The organism is Arthrobacter sp. efr-133-TYG-118 (genome assembly GCF_030209755.1).
Taxonomy (GTDB): Bacteria; Actinomycetota; Actinomycetes; order Actinomycetales; family Micrococcaceae; genus Arthrobacter.
In genome coordinates this window covers 1-21,100 of the sequence record NZ_JARVRH010000042.1, presented here as the reverse complement: position 1 = coordinate 21,100, position 21,100 = coordinate 1, and the positions used below count along the sequence as shown (strand labels likewise).

Annotated in this window: 17 protein-coding genes; 14 read left to right on the top strand and 3 right to left on the bottom strand. The window is 64.4% G+C overall.

What is annotated here, in order from left to right:
- The first annotated feature begins 650 nt into the window (after window positions 1-650).
- From wecB to wsfD, 7 genes are all read left to right on the top strand, one after another.
- Window positions 651-1,799: a non-hydrolyzing UDP-N-acetylglucosamine 2-epimerase gene (gene wecB, locus QRN59_RS23945; protein WP_284984920.1), complete on the top strand. Its 1,149-nt coding sequence runs from the start codon at window positions 651-653 to the stop codon at window positions 1,797-1,799.
- 129 nt (window positions 1,800-1,928) lie between these two features.
- Entirely contained in the window at window positions 1,929-3,215 is a 1,287-nt protein-coding gene (locus QRN59_RS23940) for a PVV-CTERM domain-containing choice-of-anchor G protein (RefSeq protein ID WP_284984919.1), read from the top strand.
- 46 nt (window positions 3,216-3,261) lie between these two features.
- Complete coding sequence (locus tag QRN59_RS23935) at window positions 3,262-3,447, top strand: hypothetical protein (RefSeq protein WP_284984918.1); 186 nt, start codon at window positions 3,262-3,264, stop codon at window positions 3,445-3,447.
- Window positions 3,448-3,544: 97 nt separating this feature from the next.
- Entirely contained in the window at window positions 3,545-4,906 is a 1,362-nt protein-coding gene (locus QRN59_RS23930) for an XrtP-associated glycosyltransferase (protein ID WP_284984917.1), read from the top strand.
- Entirely contained in the window at window positions 4,906-5,481 is a 576-nt protein-coding gene (gene xrtS / locus QRN59_RS23925) for an exosortase S (RefSeq protein ID WP_284984916.1), read from the top strand. Before QRN59_RS23930 ends, xrtS begins: the two co-directional genes overlap by 1 nt.
- Window position 5,482: 1 nt before the next feature.
- Window positions 5,483-6,331, top strand: a complete 849-nt coding sequence (locus QRN59_RS23920) for a septum formation family protein (protein WP_284984915.1) — start codon at window positions 5,483-5,485, stop codon at window positions 6,329-6,331.
- Window positions 6,324-7,943, top strand: coding sequence for a glycan biosynthesis hexose transferase WsfD (gene wsfD, locus QRN59_RS23915; protein ID WP_284984914.1), 1,620 nt, complete (start codon window positions 6,324-6,326; stop codon window positions 7,941-7,943). The genes QRN59_RS23920 and wsfD overlap by 8 nt, the downstream gene beginning before the upstream one ends.
- On the opposite strand, the gene QRN59_RS23910 is transcribed toward wsfD, so the two are convergent.
- Genes QRN59_RS23910 through QRN59_RS23900 form a run of 3 tightly spaced genes read right to left on the bottom strand, consistent with a single transcriptional unit; the run spans window position 7,940 to window position 10,922 of the window.
- Window positions 7,940-8,596 (bottom strand): sigma factor-like helix-turn-helix DNA-binding protein, encoded by a 657-nt coding sequence (locus tag QRN59_RS23910; RefSeq protein ID WP_284984913.1) that lies wholly within the window; start codon window positions 8,594-8,596, stop codon window positions 7,940-7,942. The genes wsfD and QRN59_RS23910 overlap by 4 nt on opposite strands.
- Window positions 8,584-9,729 (bottom strand): hypothetical protein, encoded by a 1,146-nt coding sequence (locus QRN59_RS23905; protein ID WP_284984912.1) that lies wholly within the window; start codon window positions 9,727-9,729, stop codon window positions 8,584-8,586. The genes QRN59_RS23910 and QRN59_RS23905 overlap by 13 nt, the downstream gene beginning before the upstream one ends.
- 11 nt (window positions 9,730-9,740) lie before the next feature.
- Entirely contained in the window at window positions 9,741-10,922 is a 1,182-nt protein-coding gene (locus tag QRN59_RS23900; protein ID WP_284984911.1) for a sensor histidine kinase, read from the bottom strand.
- Between the two features lie 173 nt (window positions 10,923-11,095).
- Here QRN59_RS23900 and pcrA point away from each other — a divergent pair, with 173 nt between their 5' ends.
- The 7 genes from pcrA (at window position 11,096) to iolD (ending at window position 20,978) form a co-directional block, all read left to right on the top strand.
- Complete coding sequence (gene pcrA, locus QRN59_RS23895) at window positions 11,096-13,657, top strand: DNA helicase PcrA (protein ID WP_284984910.1); 2,562 nt, start codon at window positions 11,096-11,098, stop codon at window positions 13,655-13,657.
- Window positions 13,658-13,941: 284 nt separating this feature from the next.
- A complete protein-coding gene (gene sucC / locus QRN59_RS23890) occupies window positions 13,942-15,111 on the top strand; it encodes an ADP-forming succinate--CoA ligase subunit beta (protein WP_284984909.1) in 1,170 nt (389 codons plus the stop codon).
- Between the two features lie 12 nt (window positions 15,112-15,123).
- Window positions 15,124-16,026, top strand: coding sequence for a succinate--CoA ligase subunit alpha (gene sucD, locus QRN59_RS23885; protein ID WP_241708187.1), 903 nt, complete (start codon window positions 15,124-15,126; stop codon window positions 16,024-16,026).
- Between the two features lie 427 nt (window positions 16,027-16,453).
- A complete protein-coding gene (locus tag QRN59_RS23880) occupies window positions 16,454-16,858 on the top strand; it encodes a tautomerase family protein (RefSeq protein WP_284984908.1) in 405 nt (134 codons plus the stop codon).
- A gap of 210 nt (window positions 16,859-17,068) precedes the next feature.
- Window positions 17,069-18,103, top strand: coding sequence for a 5-dehydro-2-deoxygluconokinase (gene iolC / locus QRN59_RS23875; RefSeq protein WP_284984907.1), 1,035 nt, complete (start codon window positions 17,069-17,071; stop codon window positions 18,101-18,103).
- Window positions 18,100-19,029, top strand: coding sequence for a Cgl0159 family (beta/alpha)8-fold protein (locus QRN59_RS23870; RefSeq protein WP_284984906.1), 930 nt, complete (start codon window positions 18,100-18,102; stop codon window positions 19,027-19,029). Before iolC ends, QRN59_RS23870 begins: the two co-directional genes overlap by 4 nt.
- Window positions 19,030-19,049: 20 nt before the next feature.
- Window positions 19,050-20,978: a 3D-(3,5/4)-trihydroxycyclohexane-1,2-dione acylhydrolase (decyclizing) gene (gene iolD / locus QRN59_RS23865; protein ID WP_284984921.1), complete on the top strand. Its 1,929-nt coding sequence runs from the start codon at window positions 19,050-19,052 to the stop codon at window positions 20,976-20,978.
- Window positions 20,979-21,100: the final 122 nt, after the last annotated feature.

The window sequence follows — 21,100 nt, the reverse complement described above, 5'->3', positions numbered from 1 at the left end:
GAGGTGGCGCGGAGTTCGGGCTTCCGTGGACATTCCGCGCTGCGGTTCCTGTGAGCATGCGCTCTCCTTGGTGCTAGGGATGGACATAGTGCCGCGGTTCCTGTGAGCATGCGCCCTCTTTGGCTTGCGGGGTGGACATGGTGCTGTTATGTCCAGTGGTTCAAGCAAAGAGGGGGCATGTCCCCTGGAGGTGGCGCGGAGTTCGGGCTTCCGTGGACATTCCGCGCTGCGGTTCCTGTGAGCATGCGCCCTCCTTGGCTTGAGGAGTGGACATGATGCTGCGGTTCCTGTGAGCATGCGCCCTCTTTGGCTTGCGGGGTGGACATGGTGCTGTTATGTCCAGTGGTTCAAGCAAAGAGGGGGCATGTCCCCTGGAGGTGGCGCGGAGTTCGGGCTTCCGTGGACATTCCGCGCTGCGGTTCCTGTGAGCATGCGCCCTCCTTGGCTTGAGGAGTGGACATGATGCTGCGGTTCCTGTGAGCATGCGCCCTCGGTGGCTTGAGGAGTGGACATAGTGCTGTTATGTCCAGTGGTTCAAGCAAAGAGGGGGCATGTCCCCTGGAGGGGATTGACCCTATTGGGGAGTACCCATCGCAGGGCGCTGGGCAGTTGCTAATCTCCGGACGGCAGCTCAAGCCCAGGGGGAAAAATTGGATAACCGCACCGTCCTGCTCGTTTACGGCACCCGTCCGGAGGCCATCAAAATGGCGCCGCTGGTCCATGCCCTGCGCGCAACCGGCCGCTACAAGGCGCCTGTAGCAGTGACCGGGCAGCACCGGGAAATGCTGGACCAGGTCAACGCGCTCTTCGGCGTCCACCCGGAGCATGACCTGAACATCATCCAGCCCCGCCAGACCCTTGCCGGGATCACGGAAAAGACCTTGCGGGGAGTCACGGAAGTCCTCCACGACGTCCGGCCGGACGCTGTGGTGGTCCAGGGTGACACCACCACCGCCATGGCCGCGGGGCTGGCAGCGTTCTACCAGGGAATTCCGGTGGTCCACCTTGAGGCCGGACTACGCAGCGGCAACCTGAATTCACCATTTCCAGAGGAAGCGAACCGCCGCTTGCTTGGGCAAATCAGCACGCTGCATCTCGCGCCAACCTCCACAGGCCGGGACAATCTGCTGTCCGAGGGCATTCCGGCGGAGAACATCGCGGTCACCGGAAACACGGTCATCGACGCGTTGCTGGGGACTGTCAAAAGGGACGCTGAGTTTGCGGAACCCGCACTCCGGGCCATCACCGATTCAGGCCGCAGAATCCTGTTGGTGACTCTCCACCGCCGCGAAAACCTGGGCCAGGCCATGGTTGGCGTGGGCAGGGCGCTCGCGCGGATCGCGGCCCGGTGCCCGGAGGTGGAAATCGTCCTTCCCTTGCATCGGAATCCAGCCGTGCGGGAAGCGGTCCTTCCTGAAATCGAACGCGTCCCGAACATCACCGTTACGGAACCCCTCGGCTACCTGCAATTCACCAAGCTCCTGGGTCTGTGCCACGTGGTCCTCACGGACTCGGGCGGGGTCCAGGAGGAGGCGCCGGCCCTTGGGAAACCCGTCCTGGTGATGCGTGACAACACCGAACGCCCCGAAGCCGTGGCGGCAGGCACGGCCCGGCTCATCGGGACGGAAGAACAAACCATCGTGGACGCCGTCAACGCTTTGATGCGGGACGACGCGCTGTATTCGGCGATGGCCACGGCAGTGAACCCTTACGGCGACGGCGGCGCGGCCGACCGTGCCGTGGCGGCCATCGACTCCGTGCTCGGAATGGGTCAGCGACGCCCGGACTTCGTCGCTTAACCCATTCGGGTACCTTCAGGAGGCACTCGCCACGGGCCTTGTTTACTTTCTCCACGGGGGACGCGTGTCCTCCAAGGTTTCAGTTGCAGCGCGCCCGGCGTGATTGCAACTCTCACGAGGGGGCAATACTTGAAAACGAGACACAGGACATGGTCCGCCGCGGTGGGTGTCAGTGCCGTCGTAGCGCTGGGTTTCGGCCTGGTTGCGGCGCCAGCAGCCACGGCCGGACCCGCTGATGTTATTTCTTCGGGCAGCGGACAAATCATTGACGGCACTGTCCTTGCGATGCCGAACTTTGCGGGTGTGGCATCAAATGGCGCGGCAACAGCCCAGCAGATCGGCACACCGCCATCCGGCCCGGCGGTCATTGAAAACAGCACTCCGCTCGATCTTTCCGCCGCGTTCGGCGTCGTGAACGTCGGTGCGGGAAACATTCCGTTGCTGGGCAACAACGGAATCATCCAGCTGGGCGCCGTCAGCCAGTATGGCAAGGCCGTCAATGACGGGTCCTCGGCGGCGTTCTCCGGTACTGTCTCCGGAGCGCCGGGCCTCGTCACCCTGCCCGGCGGCCTGCCGACGTCGGGAAGCCCCGGCATCCCTGCGGCTGAAATCAAGGCGGGCACGGCCAACATCCTTGGTGGCGCCGATCTCGTGAACCTCGATCTGAAGATCACCACGCTGGCCGCCGCCGCCAAACAGGACCAGGGGGCAGCTCCCGCCGGGGCCTATTCCATTGCAGGCGTATCGGCTGATCTTGGCGGAACGGTCATTGGCGGAGTTGCCGGCACTGTTGGCACCGCCATCAACACCGCCAACCTTGTCCTGGGTCCCTTGGGCGTCACTGTGGCGAATCCTGTTGCAGCTGGCACGATCTCCATCACGGAGGCAGACCTCCTGGCCGTTGCCGGTGTGCCTAGCCTGAACGCCTTGCCCCCTGGCACGGACCTCGTTTCGTTCCTGCCGCAGGCTGTTGCCGCCAAGATCACCAGCGTGGTCAACTCCACGCTGGCGAGCGCGACCGCCGCAGTCAACGCTCTCGGACCGATTGCGCAGATCACTGCAGGCCCCGCACTGGCCGTCCTGACCACAGCCCTGAACGGCGTCGTCTCGGGAGTGTCCTCGACCATCGTGACCCCGTTGTCCAACGCCCTGACCGCACTGGTCTCGGCCAAGGTCAACGTACAGCAGACAAGCGGCGGCATCTTCACCGAGCGTGCGCTCCAAGTGGGTATAGCCGGCGGCAGCATCGCCACCGTCAACCTGGCCAACGCTTCCGTCGGTCCGAACCTGCTTGCAGCAGCAATCCCGGTGGTCAACAAGGACACGTTGGCCATCGGTGGCGCAGCGGCATTGCTTGCGCTTGTTTGCTGGTTGTTCTTCCGGGCACGCCGTCGGACCGCGGTTGTGGCCGTCTGATTGCGCCTGCCCTCACCAGAGAAGAACGACGGAAGGAACGTGCGGCATGTACGGAAATAGTGCGACGACAGGGGGAGCGGTGGCGGGGGGCGGAACGCTCGCTGTCACCGGAGCGCCGGCCCTTGGCTGGGTCATCCTTCTGGGCATTGCGTTGTTGATCGCCGGGTTCGTGGTCCTGCGCAACAGCAGGCTCAAGACCGCGAAGCGGGCTGCCGGCCGCAAGGATTCCTGACCGCATCATCCGCGGGGCGGCCCTACCTCAGGGGGCCGCCCTGCTTCAACTTTTCTTGAAACGGCCGTAAACAGCCTCAAAGCACTATCGGGGAGACATGTCAGTACTCGAGTCCGCGCAAGCTCTGGCATTCGTGCTGTTGGTGGTGTTCCTGGCCTACATCGGCGTGATCCTGGTTCCGTTCCTGCGCAGGACACCCGATCCGGAGGGAACACCTGGGGGTTTCACTTGGCACGTGTTCATCCCGTGCCGCGACGAGGAAACAGTAATTGGGAATACCCTGGCGAAGCTGCGGGGACAATTTCCCGAGGCTCATGTTTGGGTTGTGGACGATGCCAGTGAAGACGCCACGGCCAACATCGTGCAGAGCGCATCCGTGGCCGACCCCTTGGTTCACCTGGTGCGCCGTTTCCTACCTGACGCCCGTTCGGGCAAGGGCGACGCGCTGAACGCGGCGTACCGGGCCTTGGACGATTGGCTGCCTTCCGGCGCCGACCGCGAAACAGTGATCGTCATGGTGCTCGACGCCGATGGGCTCATGTCCGAAAATGCGTTCCGGCAGGCCGCTGGACCACTTGCCTTCGGCGACCCTGAGGTGGGAGCCGCGCAGACCGCTGTGTGGATGTCCAATGTGGATGATCCGGCTCTGAAGACGGCCACTGGATTCGGACGCGTGAGGCAGGGCTTCGCCCGGTACCTCATCCTCATGCAGGACATGGAGTTCCGCACCACCATCGCCGCCATGCAGTCGCTCCGCCGCCACACCTTGACAGTTGGTCTGGGCGGCAACGGGCAGTTCACCCGGCTTTCCGCCCTCGACACGATTGCCAGGACCTCCGGGCAACCGTGGCATGGAGCCCTCCTGGAGGATTACGAGCTTGCGATCCACGTGATGCTGAGCGGCTACAAGACCGTATACATGCATGACGCCCACGTTTCGCAGGAGGCACTTCCGGGGCTTCGCCGACTGCTGACCCAGAGGACCCGATGGTGCCACGGCGGAATGCAGTGCAGCAGCTACCTGGGGCGAATATTCGAGTCCCCGTACTTCAGCAACATCGGTGCCATCGAATGCAGCTATTTCCTGGTCCAGCCGTTCATCCAGATCGTGGGCCTCGTCTTGTGGCCAACGCTATTCATCACGATGGTGGCCCAGGGCTCCCTGACGATGGGCGGCTTCCAGGCCTGGCTGGCAGCGTCCTGGTTCATCGTCCCGCTCATCATTGTCACGGGAATCGCGCCATTCGCCTTGTGGGGTCCCGTCTACCGCAAGCAGGCAGCCCCGGACAAGAGCCGCTTGGCAGGAGTCCTGTGGGGAGCCGGCTACTGGCTCTACATGTACCAGAACTACTTGTCAGTGCTGAGGGCAAGCTACCGCTTGGTCACGGGACGCCACGGCTGGGCTAAAACCCGGCGCAACAATGAGAACGACGCCCAGCTGTTAGCGAAGGAAGCCTAGTGTCCACGAGTGTCCAATACTCCGCAAACCATCAAAGGCCACACGGTCCACGCGCCGCAAGGCTCCGCTCGAGCCAGGGCGGGATTCTCCCCGGCCTGGCGTGTCTGGCGTCGGCTCTCCTGGCCATGCTGCAACAGGAAAGCATCCGCAGTTTCGAGGCCTGGGCCATTGCCTGGGTGTTCGATCGAGTTCTCGGAGGCTCGTCCTACAGCGTCCGCGACATCATTTTCCACAACATCGGCGGTGGGCAACCCTTCGGCCTGATGGTGACCGGATTGTGCTCCAGCGCGGTACTGATCGCCCCCGTCCTGGCCCTGTCCGGGGTTTTGTTCCTCATGGGCCGCATCGCGGTGCCACGATTGGCCCGCGCCGCCGCTTCTGCATTGCTGATTGTTGTTGTCTGCAACGGCTTGAGGTTCCTCATGATTGCGGGCGCACAGCAGGCCTGGGGCGAGCAGGGCTTCAGCATCATGCACCATTTCCTCGGTTCGTTCCTGGTGATCACCGGCTTTGTGGTGGCCATCATTGTCCTCGTCCGCGCAGGCAAGACCAGCCGGGGGCGGCGTGCCTCGTAGCTTGGCGAAACGCGCCGGGTGGGGGGCTGCGGCGTTGCTGCTTGCAGGGGTCCTGAGCGGATGCAACCAGACGCTTCCCGGAGCGCCCGCCGGCAACCCGGCAGTGGGCGAGTGCCACTTGATTGTCTCCCCGGAACAATTCGACGCCGTCAGCGAACCGAGCCCGCCGGTTGCCTGCACCGAGCCGCACACAGCCCAGACCTACAAGGTCACGCACGTTCCGGCGCCCTTGTCAGGGCAGGGAACAAGGCCGGGACAACAGCAGCTCAAGGCCCTCACCGCGCGCTTGTGCGACGTCGCCTCGCTCCGGACATATCTCGGCGCCGGTGAGCGCGATGGTACGACAGGGCTGGCCATCGCCGGGTACGCTCCGAGCCGGGACGACTGGGAACGCGGCGCCCGGGCCATACGTTGCGACGTGCTCCTGGCCGCGGACGACGGCACTCCCCGGACTACCACTTTGGATTTCAAGGGCGTGCTGGCCGGCCCTGACTCGGCTGCCTTGCGGCTCTGCTACCGACAGGAACTCGCGGACGGCCGGTTGAGCGACGACGGCGTCGACGTTCCGTGTACCGAGCCCCACACCGCGGAGGACATCAGCGCGTGGTTCAACCTGGAGAGCAGCGTGGCCACTCCCGCTGCGCGAAACGCGCGCTGCCTGCCTTATGCCTTGCAGTTCCTCGGCGTTGACGCCCTCCCAGCCGGGATCAGGCCGCGTCCGATCATCCGGACGGTGAACGGCGCGCAGACGGTGCGGTGCGCCGTCGCCCCCGTGCAGTCCAATGTGCAGTCCAGTCCAGGCACCATCACCGGCACGCTCGCGCCGGCGGGAGGGCAGAAGCGTGGTTGACGCAAGGCCGGATGTCCCGGAATCCGAACCGCCAACAAGGTTCGCCCCGGAACCTCTCCGCCGGAAAAGCGGGACCGCCCGCCCGCTGCGCTCCGCGGCCGCCTACCTGGCCAGGACGTTCGGGCCGGGGGAGGTGGGGCCGGGCGGGCCGGGGTCACTCCGCCTGCGCGGTGTTGCCGTGTTGTCCGGCACGCTTGCCTCGCTCGTCATCATCGTCCGCTTGTTCGTGCCCCAAACCGTCGGTATGGCCGAGCAGGGGGCCGGTCAACAACTGCTTTGTTCGCTGGGCGTCCGGAACCTCAAGCCGTGGGGCTACACGGACTTGACGAGTTTCATCCATCCGAGCTGGGTGCCGCACCAGTATTACGGTGAGGCTTGCGGTTTCACTGGATCCGGAGAGCCCGTCTATTCCTCACAATTGCTGCTCTTGTGGCTGGGCAAATGGCTCACGCCGGTCCTTGCTTGGGGACCCGGCCTGGATACGCGTGCGGTGGGGATTGTCTGCTGTGTTGTCTTCGGCGCCCTCATCGCCGGACTCGTGGCGGCGTTGCCGGGCCGGACACCGTTCCGGGTACTGATCGCCGCGCTCGTTACGCTGGTCACGGCGGACGGGGTCTTCGCGGATTTCTTCGTGTCGCCCTACAGCGAACCCGGTGCGTTACTCGGGACACTGGCCTTGGCGGTGGCGCTGCTTCGCTACTGGAACGGCCGAAGGCCACGTTGGGCGTCGGTGCTGATGGTGGTCCTCGCTGCCGCGTTCACGGTCTCGGCCATGCCGCAAATGGCGTCCTGGTTGCCGGCGGTTACCCTGGCGCTCCTTTGGCTGCCTTCGGGCGCCCGACGGCGGGCGAGCTCCGCGCGTCGTCGGTGGCAGGCGTTCGTGATGCCCGCGGCAGCCGTGGTCGCCATTGCGGGGGTTGCCTGGGCGTTCCTCGCGGTGGAGCCGAAACGCGCTACCGAAGTGAATCTCTACAACACCGTCTTCGCGTCGATCCTGCCCAACAGCCCCGATCCCGTCACGGATTTGAAGTGGCTGGGACTCGACCGGAGTTTCGTGACGGCCGTGGGCAGCACCATGGACTCCATCAATTCAGCGGTGTACAACCCGGAATACCCGCAGTTTGGGGAACAGATCAATCGTGGCAAGATCGCCGCGTTCTTTGCCACCCACCCGGAACGCCTGATCGGCCTGGGGGAGCGGGGGATCAGCGCCCTGCTCACGCCCGAACTCAGTGATGCGGGATCGTACATGGCGGATTCGGGCCAAGGTCCCGGCGTCAAGGAACGCCGGGTGCCCGTCGTCCTGGGCCTGTACACGGCGATGAAGGCAGCACCGGTTGCGTTGCCTGGCCTCCACCTGTTGACACTGCTATTGGGCTTCGCCGTAGCCGCTCGACGGAAGTCCGGAATAGGACGCCTTGCCGTGGTGATGGTCCTCGGCTGCTGGGTGCAGTTCTGGGTTGTCCTCATTTTCGAGGGGCAGCCGGACATCCACCGCCAGATGATTGTGGCCGGATTCATGACGGCATTGTGTGTTCCGCTTTTGGTGGCTTTGGTGAGCATTCTTGCGTCGAAATCGACCCAGCCCCACTCACAGCCGCACGTCGTTTAGCTCAGCCAGCCGTCTTTTCGAAGCTGTTCCTGTAGGCTGATGATGTTTCCCACGTTGAAGCCCGCGGCCGCGTAGCGTTGCCGGACCCGGTGCAGGTGGGACTTGACCGTCTGCTCGCTGATCGCCAAAAGCTCCGCGACCTCCCTGATGCTTCGAGGCGAGGGTCCAAGGTACAGCTCCACAAGCCGCTGTTCCCTGACTGACAACTCGACCCTCGTGCTGGCTGTTGACTCGAGAATGCCCTTGATCTCCGGATGAAGGTAACGCCGGCCGGATGCCGCCGCGCGGATCGCGGCCGCGGTATGGCCAGGATCGGCGGACTTGGGCACAATGGCCAGCGCGCCGGCGTCGAGGGCTGAGTTGATGACCATCACAGGCTGCTGGTCCGCCAGCAGGACCACCTGCATCCCCGACGCCCTCAGCGAGGAGACGATACCGGGAAGATTCGGGGCTTCGCTTCCGTGAAGTTCACCGACGACGGCGACATCGGCCTTGGCGACCGCGTCACCTTGGGGTATGCCGCCTTCGGGAGGCCAGGAAGAGGTCCCGGCCAGGACGCGGATTTCCGGAGCATTCATGAGAAGCCACTGCGACAAGGAGTCGATCAAGAGCTGGTGCCGGTCGATGAGCAGGACGCGGGTCAACGTCGCCACCCCGCTGTGTCAACCACGATGCTGCAGCCTTCCCGGTCATTGCTCGCTTTGGCACGGCCCAGCGAATCCAGTTCGGTCCACACCAGAGGTGAGAGATGTTTCTTGTGGACTCCGCCAATGCGCCATGTCAGGCGTGCACCGTCCTGGCCGGACTTCTGGGCAAAGAAGTGAATGCAGTGTGCCTCCCTTGGCCGTGTAGCGGCGCCGCTGCTGTGCGTGCCCCGCAACGTGGCGCCCACTGCCATCAGCATGGTGGCAGCCAGGATGGCCGGCCGTGAGCTCTCCGGCAGCCCATCCACCACGTCCGTGGGCTGGGCAATAAGGACAGTGCCGCCCAGGCCCTCCAGTTCCAATGCCTCTGCGAGCCAACTGTCGGACCATTCCTCGAGCAACAACTGTCGCAAGTGACCCGCAAGCTCCCTCGCTTCCCGGGCCACCGCGGGGTCCAAAGGCACGGATGGCGCCTGCACCACCTTGGCAAACAATTCATCGATCTGGGTCTTGGTGATCGCGAGTTCGAGTTCCCGTGCTGACGTTTTGGCGTCGATGCCCCGCGTCAGGGCGTCGAGCCGTCCGCTCAGGCCGCTCGCCCCCTTCCGCTGGATGGCGTCCCTGCGCAGCAGCACGCTCACCGTTCCGACCACACCGGGAAGGAGCGAAAGGAAGAGGATGTTCGATATCGTCCGCGGGTCGGCTCCGGGAGTGACGGCGTAGACGGCTGTGTTGATCGCAGCGGTCGCGACCGTAAGGGTGACGAATCCACGAAGATTCCATCGGTGGGACACCAGGAGGACCGCGACGGCGGAGAGCAGGGCATTCGTTCCGATCAGGGCGAGCCCCGGCTCCCGCACGGTAGCCAATGCTGCGCAGCAAGTGGAAGCACTGGCCAGGACAAGCCACGTGGCACGCAGATTGGCCAGCCGGGCCCGTGGGGTAACGGCATCGGATGCCTGGACGGCGACGAGGAGTCCCAACAAGTCGAGGCCAGTAGCCAGAAAGTGCCATGGGGCAGCGCCCATCTTGCTGCCTGCTTCAAAAGCGAGGTAGGAATTGAGGATCCACAGCACGACGCAGGCTGTCGCCAAAATTCCACGGGACACGAAGAGGGGTCCCTCCACGCTGGTCCGCGACATAGCCGGCATTGTCATGCGGCCACCGCTTCGAGCAGGATCGTGGTGCCTCGTCCAGGCGCGGAAAAGACTTGTGCATGTCCACCGGCATCGCGCATCCGGGCAAGGACGGATTCCTTGACGCCCAGCCTGTCGGCGGGGAGTTTCGAAGGGTCGAATCCACAACCGGAATCGCTGACCACCACTGATACGTGATCCGAGGTCCCGGATAGAAGGACATCCACATGGCCTGCGCCCGCGTGCCTGTCGACGTTCAGGATGCATTCATCCACTGCCGCCAGCAGGGCAGCCTGGACAGGTTCGGTCAGCGGTCCGGTCATCCCGTGGATCTCCACGCTGAAGCCATCCCGTGCCCGCTTCTCGGCGATCCGGCGCAGCCGGTCGGCGAGGCCGCCGCGTTCCGGTGTCCCGGGGGATGTCGAAGCGCCGAAGTCGACGCCGGTCCATCCTGGCAGTGGGGGTCCCGGCCGGGCCGTCGTTGCTGAGGAGGTGCCGGCGTCGAGCATTTCTCCCAGTTCCTTCGACGACAGACCGGCGCCTTGGCGGCCGATCACTGTGAGGGTGCGCAAGGCGGTGTCGTGCAAATGCCTCGTGTTCCACGCCACGGAGCTGCGCCGGCTCTGTGCCACGATGTGGGCTGCCACGGACTCCTGGCGCACGGCGAAATCTCCCCAATACAGGGCCAAGGCCCGTGGTCCGCCAAGCCGCATCGCCAAGGTGATAATCCAGGTCGCCGTCAGTATGAAAGCGCTCGCGGGACGGACGCCCACCGCCGAGGCGGAGATAACCGTGTACCCCAGGACGAGAAGGAACGCCATGAATGTGAACAGGATCGAGCGCCAGGTTTTGCGCATCGAGAGGACGAGGACGGAACTTGCCGAAAGGACCAGGGCGTAAGGGAGGAAAACGGGATTGAATTCGTCACGTTGTTCGGAGCCCAACAGCTCCGCGAGCAGGATCAGCCCAAGCAGAACCGCCAGCCGCTGTGGCCACGCATCCGAGTGGAGCATCAGTGCGAAGCAGACGAGGACCGCGGCAAGGACAAGGTACGCGCCCACGAATTCCCACGGCTCGAGCCGCTTGGCCGCGGCTAGGAAGAAGCTTGAGGCAGTGGTGATGCACAACCCCAGGAGGGTTCCGTATTTCGACACCACACCGGGGCGGCGTGTAGCCCAAACCCCTCGTTTTCCCCGCATGCCGTTCCTTCGGATGTGTCCCTGAGCCAGCAAAGTTGCAGCTCCTAAGAAGCATAATTGGGAGAGCACTTCGGAGCCTCGGTATTTCCCGGCTGGGCCGGTATTTGACGGACACCGCGGAAGATCATGCGGGTCCTCCGGTGTCAGGGCCACCGCCTAGACTGGTAAACACCATGGATATGTTGTTTGACCCGTACGCGGATGGCCCCTTCAAAGCTGCAAGCCGAGCTGCCACCAAGGCCGCTCCGGCCATGCTTTCACGCGCCGGAAGCGGCCCGGCGCCCGGTGGCTCTGCGCCCGGTGGGGGTGAGCCAGGCGACTCTGCGACCGGTGGGGGCCCGTCCTGGGGTGGAACGCCCAGCGATGGTCAAGACGGGGGCCACTCGGGCTTGCCGTCTGCGGAGGCATTGCTCGAAGGATTGAACCCCCAGCAGGAGGAAGCCGTCAAACATGCCGGCAGCCCCTTGCTGATCGTGGCCGGAGCGGGTTCAGGCAAAACCCGCGTGCTGTCAAACCGCATTGCGTATCTGATCGCCACCAGACGGGCCCACCACGGCGAGATCCTGGCCATCACCTTCACCAACAAGGCGGCCGCGGAAATGCGGGAACGCATCGAGGCGCTGGTGGGTGCCCGCGCCAAGTCCATGTGGATCTCCACGTTCCACTCCTCCTGCGTGCGCATCCTGCGGCGCGAAGCCACAAACGTGGGGTTGAACTCCAACTTCTCCATCTACGACTCCGCGGACTCCCTGCGGCTCATCACGCTCGTAGCGAAGAACCTGGACCTTGACCCCAAGAAGTTCGCCCCCAAGGCCATCCAGCACAAGATTTCGGCCCTCAAGAACGAGCTCATTGATGACGACGCGTTTGCGTCGAGCGCCAATTACAACGAACCCTTCGAGCAAGCCGTGGCCGAGGTCTTCAAGGGCTACACCCAGCGCTTGCGCCAGGCCAATGCCATGGACTTCGACGACCTCATCGCGCAGACCGTCTACATGTTCCGGGCCTTCCCCGCGCTCGCAGAGTCCTACCGCCGTCGATTCCGGCACGTCCTCGTGGACGAATACCAGGACACCAACCACGCCCAGTACGCGTTGGTCCGCGAAATCGTCGGCGAGGGTCCCCAGGCGAGCGAGCTGACCGTCGTCGGCGACTCCGACCAATCCATCTATGCCTTCCGTGGTGCGGACATCCGCAACATCGTCGAATTCGAGAAGGACTACCAGGAAGCCCGCACCATCAAGTTGGAGCAGAACTACCGCTCCACCCAGAACATCCTGAGCGCAGCGAATTCCGTCATTTCCCGCAACCCCAACCGCCCGGACAAGAAACTCTGGACGGCCGAGGGCGACGGCGAGAAGATCATCGGCTACGTGGGGGAGAACGAGCACGACGAAGCCCAGTTCATCGCCAAGGAAATCGACCGGCTCCAGGACGAGGAGGGCCTGCGTCCTGGCGACGTCGCCATTTTCTACCGCACCAACGCCCAGTCCCGCTCCATTGAAGACGTCCTGGTCCGCGTCGGCCTGCCCTACAAAGTGGTGGGTGGCACCCGTTTCTACGAGCGCAAGGAAATCAAGGACGCCCTCGCGTACCTTCGTGTCCTGGTGAACCCGGACGACGACGTCAATTTGCGTCGCGTCCTCAACGAACCCAAGCGGGGAATCGGCGATCGTGCCGAAGGTGCCGTGGCGGCGCTCGCCGAACGCGAACGGACGTCCTTCATGACTGCGGCACGCAGGGCAGACCAGGCTCCAGCCATGGCCACCCGCTCCGTGAATGCGGTCCTGGGCTTCGTGAAGCTCCTTGATGACTTGGCCGAGGTGGCTTCCGGTTCGGGCGCCGCGGCAGCTTTGGAAGCCGTGCTGGAACAGACCGGTTACCTTGCCGGGCTCCGTGCCAGCACCGATCCGCAAGACGAATCCCGCGTGGAAAACCTCGCCGAATTGGTGGCGGTGGTCCGGGAATACGAGCGCGACAACCCCGAAGGCTCGCTGGGTGAGTTCTTGGAGCAAGTCTCACTCGTGGCCGACGCCGACCAGATCCCGGACGCTCCGGAGGGATCCTCCGAGGACGCTGCCGCCGCCGTGGCCGAAGCCAAACGGATGGGGGTCGTCACGCTCATGACCCTCCACACGGCCAAGGGCTTGGAATTCCCCGTGGTCTTCCTGACCGGCATGGAACACGGGCTGTTCCCGCATCAGCGCTCCGCAACGGATCCAAAGGAACTGGCAGAAGAGCGTCGCCTGGCCTATGTTGGCCTCACCCGTGCACGGAAGCGCCTCTATGTGACCCGTTCGGAGGTCCGCAGCATGTGGGGCCAGAGCCAATACAACCCCGCCAGCCAATTCCTCGAGGAAATCCCCACCGGTCTCGTGGAGTGGAAGCGCGAAGGCACGTCCCGCCAAGTGAGCGGGTGGGGCAACGCCCCTATCGGTTCCGGGCGTTACGGCGGATCCTTCTGGGGTGCTGGGACCTCGCGCGGGGCTGCCGCCAGCGCTACGGCGGGATTCAACGCTGACGTGCCGGCCGCCGTCGTACGCAACCGTGTCCAGCCGCAAAAGGAAGTGGTTGCCGTCGTCGTGGGGGACAAAGTGAACCACACGAGCTTCGGCAACGGTACCGTGATCGGCGTCGAAGGCGCCGGTGACAAGACCGTGGCAAAGGTGAAGTTCGACGTCGGGGAGAAACGGCTGCTGTTGCGCTACGCGCCGCTGACCAAACTGGATTCCTAAAGGCTTCCGGTGGCCTGTCGTCCTGGCATGACGACGACCGGACGCGCCGGAAAACCGCGTCATATAGCGGTTTTTCTACGGTCGATAGAAGTGTGTGCTTACTCACTTAACAGGTACTGTAGAACCGGCTGGCCTCCCCGGGGGGCTAAAGTTCGAGAGGAACTTGCGCAATGTGACCGGCTGCTTGACGGCCGTTCGATGCGCACCTATCCGCAGCCGGTTTTCGCGGTCACCGTGGTTTCCGGCTGTACAGAAACTACTTCGACGTAGAAGGACACTAAACCGTGGACCTGTTTGAATATCAGGCGCGCGATATGTTCGAAGCGCACGGTGTACCCGTGCTCGCCGGCATCGTGGCGCACACTCCTGAAGAAGCAAAGGCTGCTGCCGAGAACATCGGCGGCGTGACCGTCGTCAAGGCGCAGGTAAAGGTCGGTGGCCGTGGCAAGGCCGGCGGTGTCAAGGTCGCAAAGTCCGCTGACGAAGCGCTTGAGCACGCCACCAACATCCTTGGCATGGACATCAAGGGCCACACCGTCAACAAGGTCATGATCGCCCAGGGCGCCGACATTGCTGAGGAATACTACTTCTCCGTCCTGCTGGACCGGGCCAACCGCAACTACCTGGCCATGTGCTCGGTTGAAGGTGGCATGGAAATCGAGCAGCTTGCTGTTGAGCGCCCCGAGGCACTCGCCAAGGTCGCCATCGATCCCGCCGTCGGAATCGACCAGGCCAAGGCCGACGAAATCGTTGCCGCTGCTGGTTTCTCCGAGGAATTGCGCGGCAAGGTTGCTTCCGTCATCCTGAAGCTCTGGGACGTCTTCAAGAAGGAAGACGCAACCCTTGTTGAGGTCAACCCCTTGGTCAAGACCGGCGCTGGCGACATCGTTGCCCTTGACGGCAAGGTCTCGCTGGACGAGAACGCCGGCTTCCGCCACGTCCACCACGGTGAACTTGAGGACAAGGACGCAGCTGACCCGCTCGAGGCCAAGGCCAAGGCGCAGGACCTGAACTACGTGAAGCTTGACGGCTCGGTTGGCATCATCGGCAACGGCGCCGGTCTTGTGATGTCCACCCTCGACGTCGTTGCCTACGCAGGCGAAAACCACGGCAACGTCAAGCCGGCCAACTTCCTGGACATCGGAGGTGGAGCCTCCGCTGAGGTCATGGCCGCCGGCCTGGACGTCATCCTTGGTGACGAGCAGGTCAAGAGCGTTTTCGTGAACGTCTTCGGTGGCATCACCGCGTGTGACGCTGTGGCAAAGGGCATCGTCGGAGCACTGGCCGAGCTTGGCTCCAACGCCAACAAGCCGCTGGTCGTCCGCCTCGACGGCAACAATGTCGAAGAGGGCCGCCGCATCCTGGCCGAGGCCAACCACCCGCTGGTTACCCTGGCAGCCACCATGGACGAGGGCGCCGACAAGGCCGCCGAGCTCGCCAACGCAGCGAAGTAAAGGGACCTCACAATGTCTATTTATCTGAACAAGGACTCCAAGGTCATCGTCCAGGGCATCACCGGCGGCGAAGGCACCAAGCACACCGCCCTGATGCTCAAGGCCGGCACCAACATCGTCGGTGGCGTCAACGCCCGCAAGGCCGGCACCACGGTGCTCCACGGCGACAAGGAAATCACCGTCTTCGGCACCGTCAAGGAAGCCATTGCCGAGACCGGCGCCGACGTCTCGATCGTCTTCGTCCCGCCGGCATTCACCAAGGCCGCCGTCGTTGAAGCCATCGAAGCAGGCATCGGCCTGGTTGTTGTCATCACCGAAGGCGTGCCGGTTCAGGACTCTGCCGAGTTCTGGGCACTCGCCCAGGCCACGGTGGACGCTGACGGCAAGCAGATCACCCGCATCATCGGCCCGAACTGCCCCGGCATCATCACCCCGGGCGAAGCCCTGGTTGGCATCACCCCGGCAAACATCACGGGCAAGGGCCCCATCGGCTTGGTCTCCAAGTCGGGTACCTTGACCTACCAGATGATGTACGAACTGCGCGACCTTGGCTTCTCCACCGCCATCGGCATCGGTGGCGACCCCGTCATCGGCACCACCCACATCGACGCCTTGGCTGCGTTCGAGGCTGACCCGGAGACCAAGGCAATCGTCATGATCGGCGAAATCGGTGGCGACGCCGAAGAGCGCGCGGCCGACTTCATCAAGGCCAACGTCACCAAGCCTGTTGTCGGCTACGTTGCAGGCTTCACCGCGCCCGAGGGCAAGACCATGGGCCACGCTGGCGCCATCGTCTCCGGCTCCGCGGGTACCGCACAGGCCAAGAAGGAAGCTCTCGAAGCTGCAGGCGTGAAGGTCGGCAAGACGCCGTCCGAGACCGCCAAGCTCCTCCGCGAGGTCTTCGCAACCCTGTAGGACACAAAGCAGGGCCCGCCGCGAGCTTGCGAGCGGTGGGAGCGTTTTGGGACTTCTGCGCAGTACGACGGCGCTCGTCACCTTCCATGTGAAGGCGACGGGCGCCGTCGTTGTTTAACTGTTGGATACCCGGGCGCGATGCCACGGCACACGCTCGCTCACCTATGGCGCCCTTTTCACGAACGCTCGCTCACCTTTGAAGGCTTTTGGCCCGACGCTCGCTCGCGTCGTGTGAGCGAGCGTGGGGGGTTAAGGCCGTATAGGTGAGCGGGCGTTGGGGGTTAAGGCCGTATAGGTGAGCGGGCGTTTGCCGTTCGGGCGCCATAGGTGAGCGAGCGTCGATATGGGAGGGGTGTCGGGGCCGCCCTCTTGTGGCCCAGGTCGATAGTTTGTTAGTATGTCAGGACAAACTATTCAAGGAGAGCAGATGCCCCTCGTCCGCATTGATGTCAACGAAGGCCGCACGCCAAGCCAGCTCGGTGACCTCAGCAAGCGAATCCACGACGCCATCCTCGCCGAGTACGGCATCCCCGAGCGCGATTACTTCCACATCATCACCGAGCATCCCGCGGGCCGGATTGTTGCGCAGGACGCCGGTCTTGGTTTCGAACGAAGTTCCGGCGTGGTCATGATCCAGATATTCACCCAAGGTGGGCGGAGTCGCGAAGCCAAGCAGTCCTTGTTCGCCGCCATCGCCGCCCGGCTCGGCGAGATAGGTGTCGCTGGTGAGGATGTCTTCCTGGGGTACGTGGAAAACAGTGCCGATGACTGGTCCTTCGGCTTTGGCCGGGCCCAATATGTCACTGGCGAGCTTGCCGTTCCTGCGCGGTAACTCCGGCGTTTTGGCGCGGATTCAAGCACGAACCGCCGCGTAGTTTAGGCCATTACGTTTCGTTGTAAATATGTCAGTACAAACCTTTGACAGGACATGAATTCTGGTGCAAAGTAGTGGTTGTGGCCCCGCTCACTGCGGGCCGGCAAAAGCACCGGAGCTCTCACCGTCCCGCAAGAAGAGTTCACTACAGAAAGGTCCGCGATCACCGTGACCCACGAACTGCTCACCATCGGGCGCATCAGCGTTGATATCTACCCGAACGACATCGGTGTGGGACTGGAGGACGTGCAGTCCTTCGGCAAGTATCTTGGCGGCTCGCCGTCCAACGTGGCTGTTGCCGCCGCCCGCCACGGCCGCCGATCCGGCGTGATTACGCGTACGGGTGATGACCCGTTCGGCATCTACCTGCACCGCGAGCTGCGCAAGTTCAAGGTGGACGACGCGTTCGTCACCCCGGTGCCGGGCCTTCAGACCCCGGCCACGTTCTGCGCGATCCAGCCCCCGCATGACTTCCCGTTGTACTTCTACGGCCGTTTCCCCACGGCACCGGACCTGCAGATCAAGGCCGAGGAACTGGATCTGGAGGCCATCAAGGACGCCGGAATCTTCTGGTCCACCGTGACCGGGCTCTGCCAGGAACCGAGCCGTTCGGCCCACCTCGTGGCGCATGAAGCCCGGCCGCGCACCGGCCTGAACGAGGGCCAGTACACCATCCTGGACCTCGATTACCGCCCTATGTTCTGGGCTTCCGAGGACGAGGCCCGGGCAGAGGTCGCCAAGATCCTGCCGCACGTCACGGTGGCCATTGGCAATGACAAGGAATGCGCCGTCGCTGTGGGTGAAGGAACCCCGGACGAACAGGCCGACCGCCTCCTGGCCGCCGGCGTCGAGATCGCCGTCGTCAAGCTTGGCCCCGAAGGTGTCATGGCCAAGACCCGCACCGAACGCGTTGTCTCCGCTCCGGTTCCCGTGGAGACGGTCAACGGCCTGGGCGCGGGCGACTCCTTCGGCGGTGCGTTCTGCCACGGGCTGCTCTCCGGCTGGCCTTTGGCCCAGATCCTGGACTACGCCAATGCCGCAGGCGCGATCGTCGCCTCCCGCCTCTCCTGCGCCGACGCGATGCCGACGCCGGAGGAAGTCACCTCGTTGCTCGCCGAGCGCGGCCGCCTGACCCCGGCGGCCGCCGCCGGCACCGAAGCAGCCGTTTCCCACGCAGCAGTTTCCGAAGGAGCAACACGTTGAGCTTCAATGACGACCCCCGCCGCTACGAGCACCTCAGTGCCATCCGGCTTGAAGATCCCGACGCCGTTGCCCGCGCCGCCGCCGCACGTCGCCGCCACCCCGGCCTGAAGTACGGGACCCAGAACTTCATCGTGGCCGCCGACCACCCGGCCCGCGGCGCCCTGAGCGTCGGTTCGGACCCGGTGGCCATGGCCGACCGCCGGGATCTTTTGGACCGGCTGCAGATCGCGTTGGCGAATCCCGCCGTCGACGGTGTCCTGGCCTCGCCGGACATCATGGACGATCTGCTCCTGCTCGGCGCCCTCGAGGGCAAGCTCGTCTTCGGCTCGATGAACCGCGGCGGCCTCGCCGGGCTGGTCAATGAAATCGACGACCGCTTCACGGGTCACACCGCAGCCGCCCTGGACGCCCTCGGTGCCGATGGCGGGAAGATGCTCACCCGGATCTGCCTCGGGGACCCGGACACGGCGTCGATCCTGGAAGCCACGTCCAAGGCGGTGGACTCCCTCGCCGCGCGCAGGCTGATCGCCATGGTGGAGCCCTTCCTGTCTGTCCGTGAGGCGAACGGCAAGGTCCGCAACGACCTTTCCCCGGACGCCGTGATCAAGTCGGTCGCGATTGCGCAGGGCCTGGGTTCCACGAGCGCCTACACCTGGATGAAGCTCCCGGTCGTGGCGGAGATGGAACGCGTCATGGCCGCCACCACGCTGCCCACGGTCCTGTTGGGCGGGGATCCGGATGCGGGGCAGGATGAGGTCTTTGCCAGCTGGCAGGCAGCGCTTGCCCTGCCGGGAGTCCAGGGATTGACTGTGGGACGGACCCTTCTGTATCCGGCCGACGGAGACGTTGCCGGGGCCGTGGCCACCGCCGCCTCCCTCTTGAAGACGACAGAGCCGCTGAAGACACCTGCGAAAGTATCGGAGTAAGAGTAATGTCAACGCGCAGAATGACGGTCGCCCAGGCCGTTGTCGAGTTCCTGTCCAAGCAGTACACGGTGGACACCGTCGGCGGGAGCGAGTACCGGGAGCGCCTGATTCCGGGTACCTTCGGGATCTTCGGACACGGCAACGTCGCCGGCGTCGGCCAGGCCCTCAAGCAGTACCAGGCCGCGGATCCAAGCATCATGCCGTACTACCAGGGCCGCAACGAGCAGGCCCAGGCGCACCAGGCTGTCGGCTATGCCCGGCACACCCGCCGCCGCCAGACGTTCGCGATCAGCACCTCGATCGGTCCCGGTTCGTCGAACCTGCTGACCGGTGCGGCGCTGGCAACCACCAACCGGCTGCCGGTCCTCTTGCTGCCGAGCGACACCTTCGCCACACGCGCGGCGGACCCGGTGCTGCAGCAGCTCGAGCTGCCCTACGCCTATGACATCACGGTCAACGACGCCTTCCGTCCGCTCTCGAAGTTCTTCGACCGGGTGTCCCGGCCGGAGCAGTTGTTCTCCGCGTTCCACCACGGCCTGCGTGTCCTGACGGACCCGGCCGAGACCGGTGCGGTGACCATTTCGCTGCCGCAGGACGTCCAGGCCGAGGCCTTCGATGTCCCGGAGGAGTTCCTGGCTGAGCGTGAGTGGCGGATCCGCCGCCCCGAGGCCGACGACGACGACATCCGACGCGCGGCCGAGGCCATCCGTGCCGCGAAGCGCCCCCTCATTATAGCCGGCGGCGGCGTCCTCTACGCCTTCGCCAACGAGGAACTCGCCAAGTTCGCCGAGCTCACAGGCATCCCGGTGGGCAACACCCAGGCCGGCGTCGGCGTCCTTCCGTGGGACCACAAGTTCTCGCTCGGAGCCATCGGCTCCACGGGCACGACGGCGGCGAACGCCATCGCTGCCGACGCTGACTTGATCATCGGCATCGGTACCCGTTATGAGGACTTCACGACGGCGTCGCGCACTGCCTTCCAGAACCCCGACGTGCGCTTCATCAACATCAACGTGGCCGCGATCGACGCCTACAAGCACGGCACCGTCCTGCCGATCGTCGCCGACGCCCGCAAGGCCCTCGTCAAGCTGAACCAGGCGCTCGGCGGATACCGTGTAGGCGCGGACCTCGAGCAGAAGATCGCGGCGGAGAAGAAGCGCTGGGACGCCATCGTGGACGAAGCCTTCGACACCCGCCACACCCCGCTCCCGGCCCAGAACGAGATCATCGGCGCCACCAACCGGGCCATGAACGAGCAGGACGTCGTCATCTGCGCCGCCGGTTCCCTGCCCGGTGACCTGCACAAGATGTGGCGCGTCAGGGACCCCTTCGGCTACCACGTGGAATATGCCTACTCGTGCATGGGCTACGAGATCCCCGGTGGCTTGGGCGTCAAGCGCGCCGCGTTGGCCGAGGCCGCGGCGGGCGGCAAGGACCGCGACGTCGTCGTGATGGTGGGGGACGGCTCCTACCTGATGATGCACACCGAACTGGTCACCGCCGTCGCCGAACGCATCAAGCTGATCGTGGTCCTGATCCAGAACCACGGCTACGCCTCCATCGGTTCGCTCTCCGAGGCGCTGGGTTCGCAGCGCTTCGGGACGCAGTATCGGGTCCTGGACAAGGAACGGCACTCGTTCGACGCCGGCGAGAACCTGCCCATCGACCTTGCCCTCAACGCCGAGTCGCTCGGCGCGAAGGTGATCCGGATCGAACCAGGGGAAAAGGTCATCGCCGAACTCGAACAGGCCATCCGCGACGCGAAAGCGGCGCCGGAAGAGACCGGACCGATCGTTATCCACGTCGAATCGGACCCCTTGCTGGACGCCCCGAGCTCCGAGTCCTGGTGGGACGTTCCCGTCTCCGAGGTTTCCGAACTCGAATCCACCCAGCAGGCCTACAAGACGTACACAGACCACAAGAACCGCCAGCGCAAGCTGCTCGGCTAACCCCTCAAGCTTTAGCCCTCTTCAAGCTACAGACAAGGAAGTCCGCACATGTCGACGACGACCACCCTGACCACCATCAAGCATTTCATCAACGGTGTTGAAACCGCCGGCTCCGGCGACCG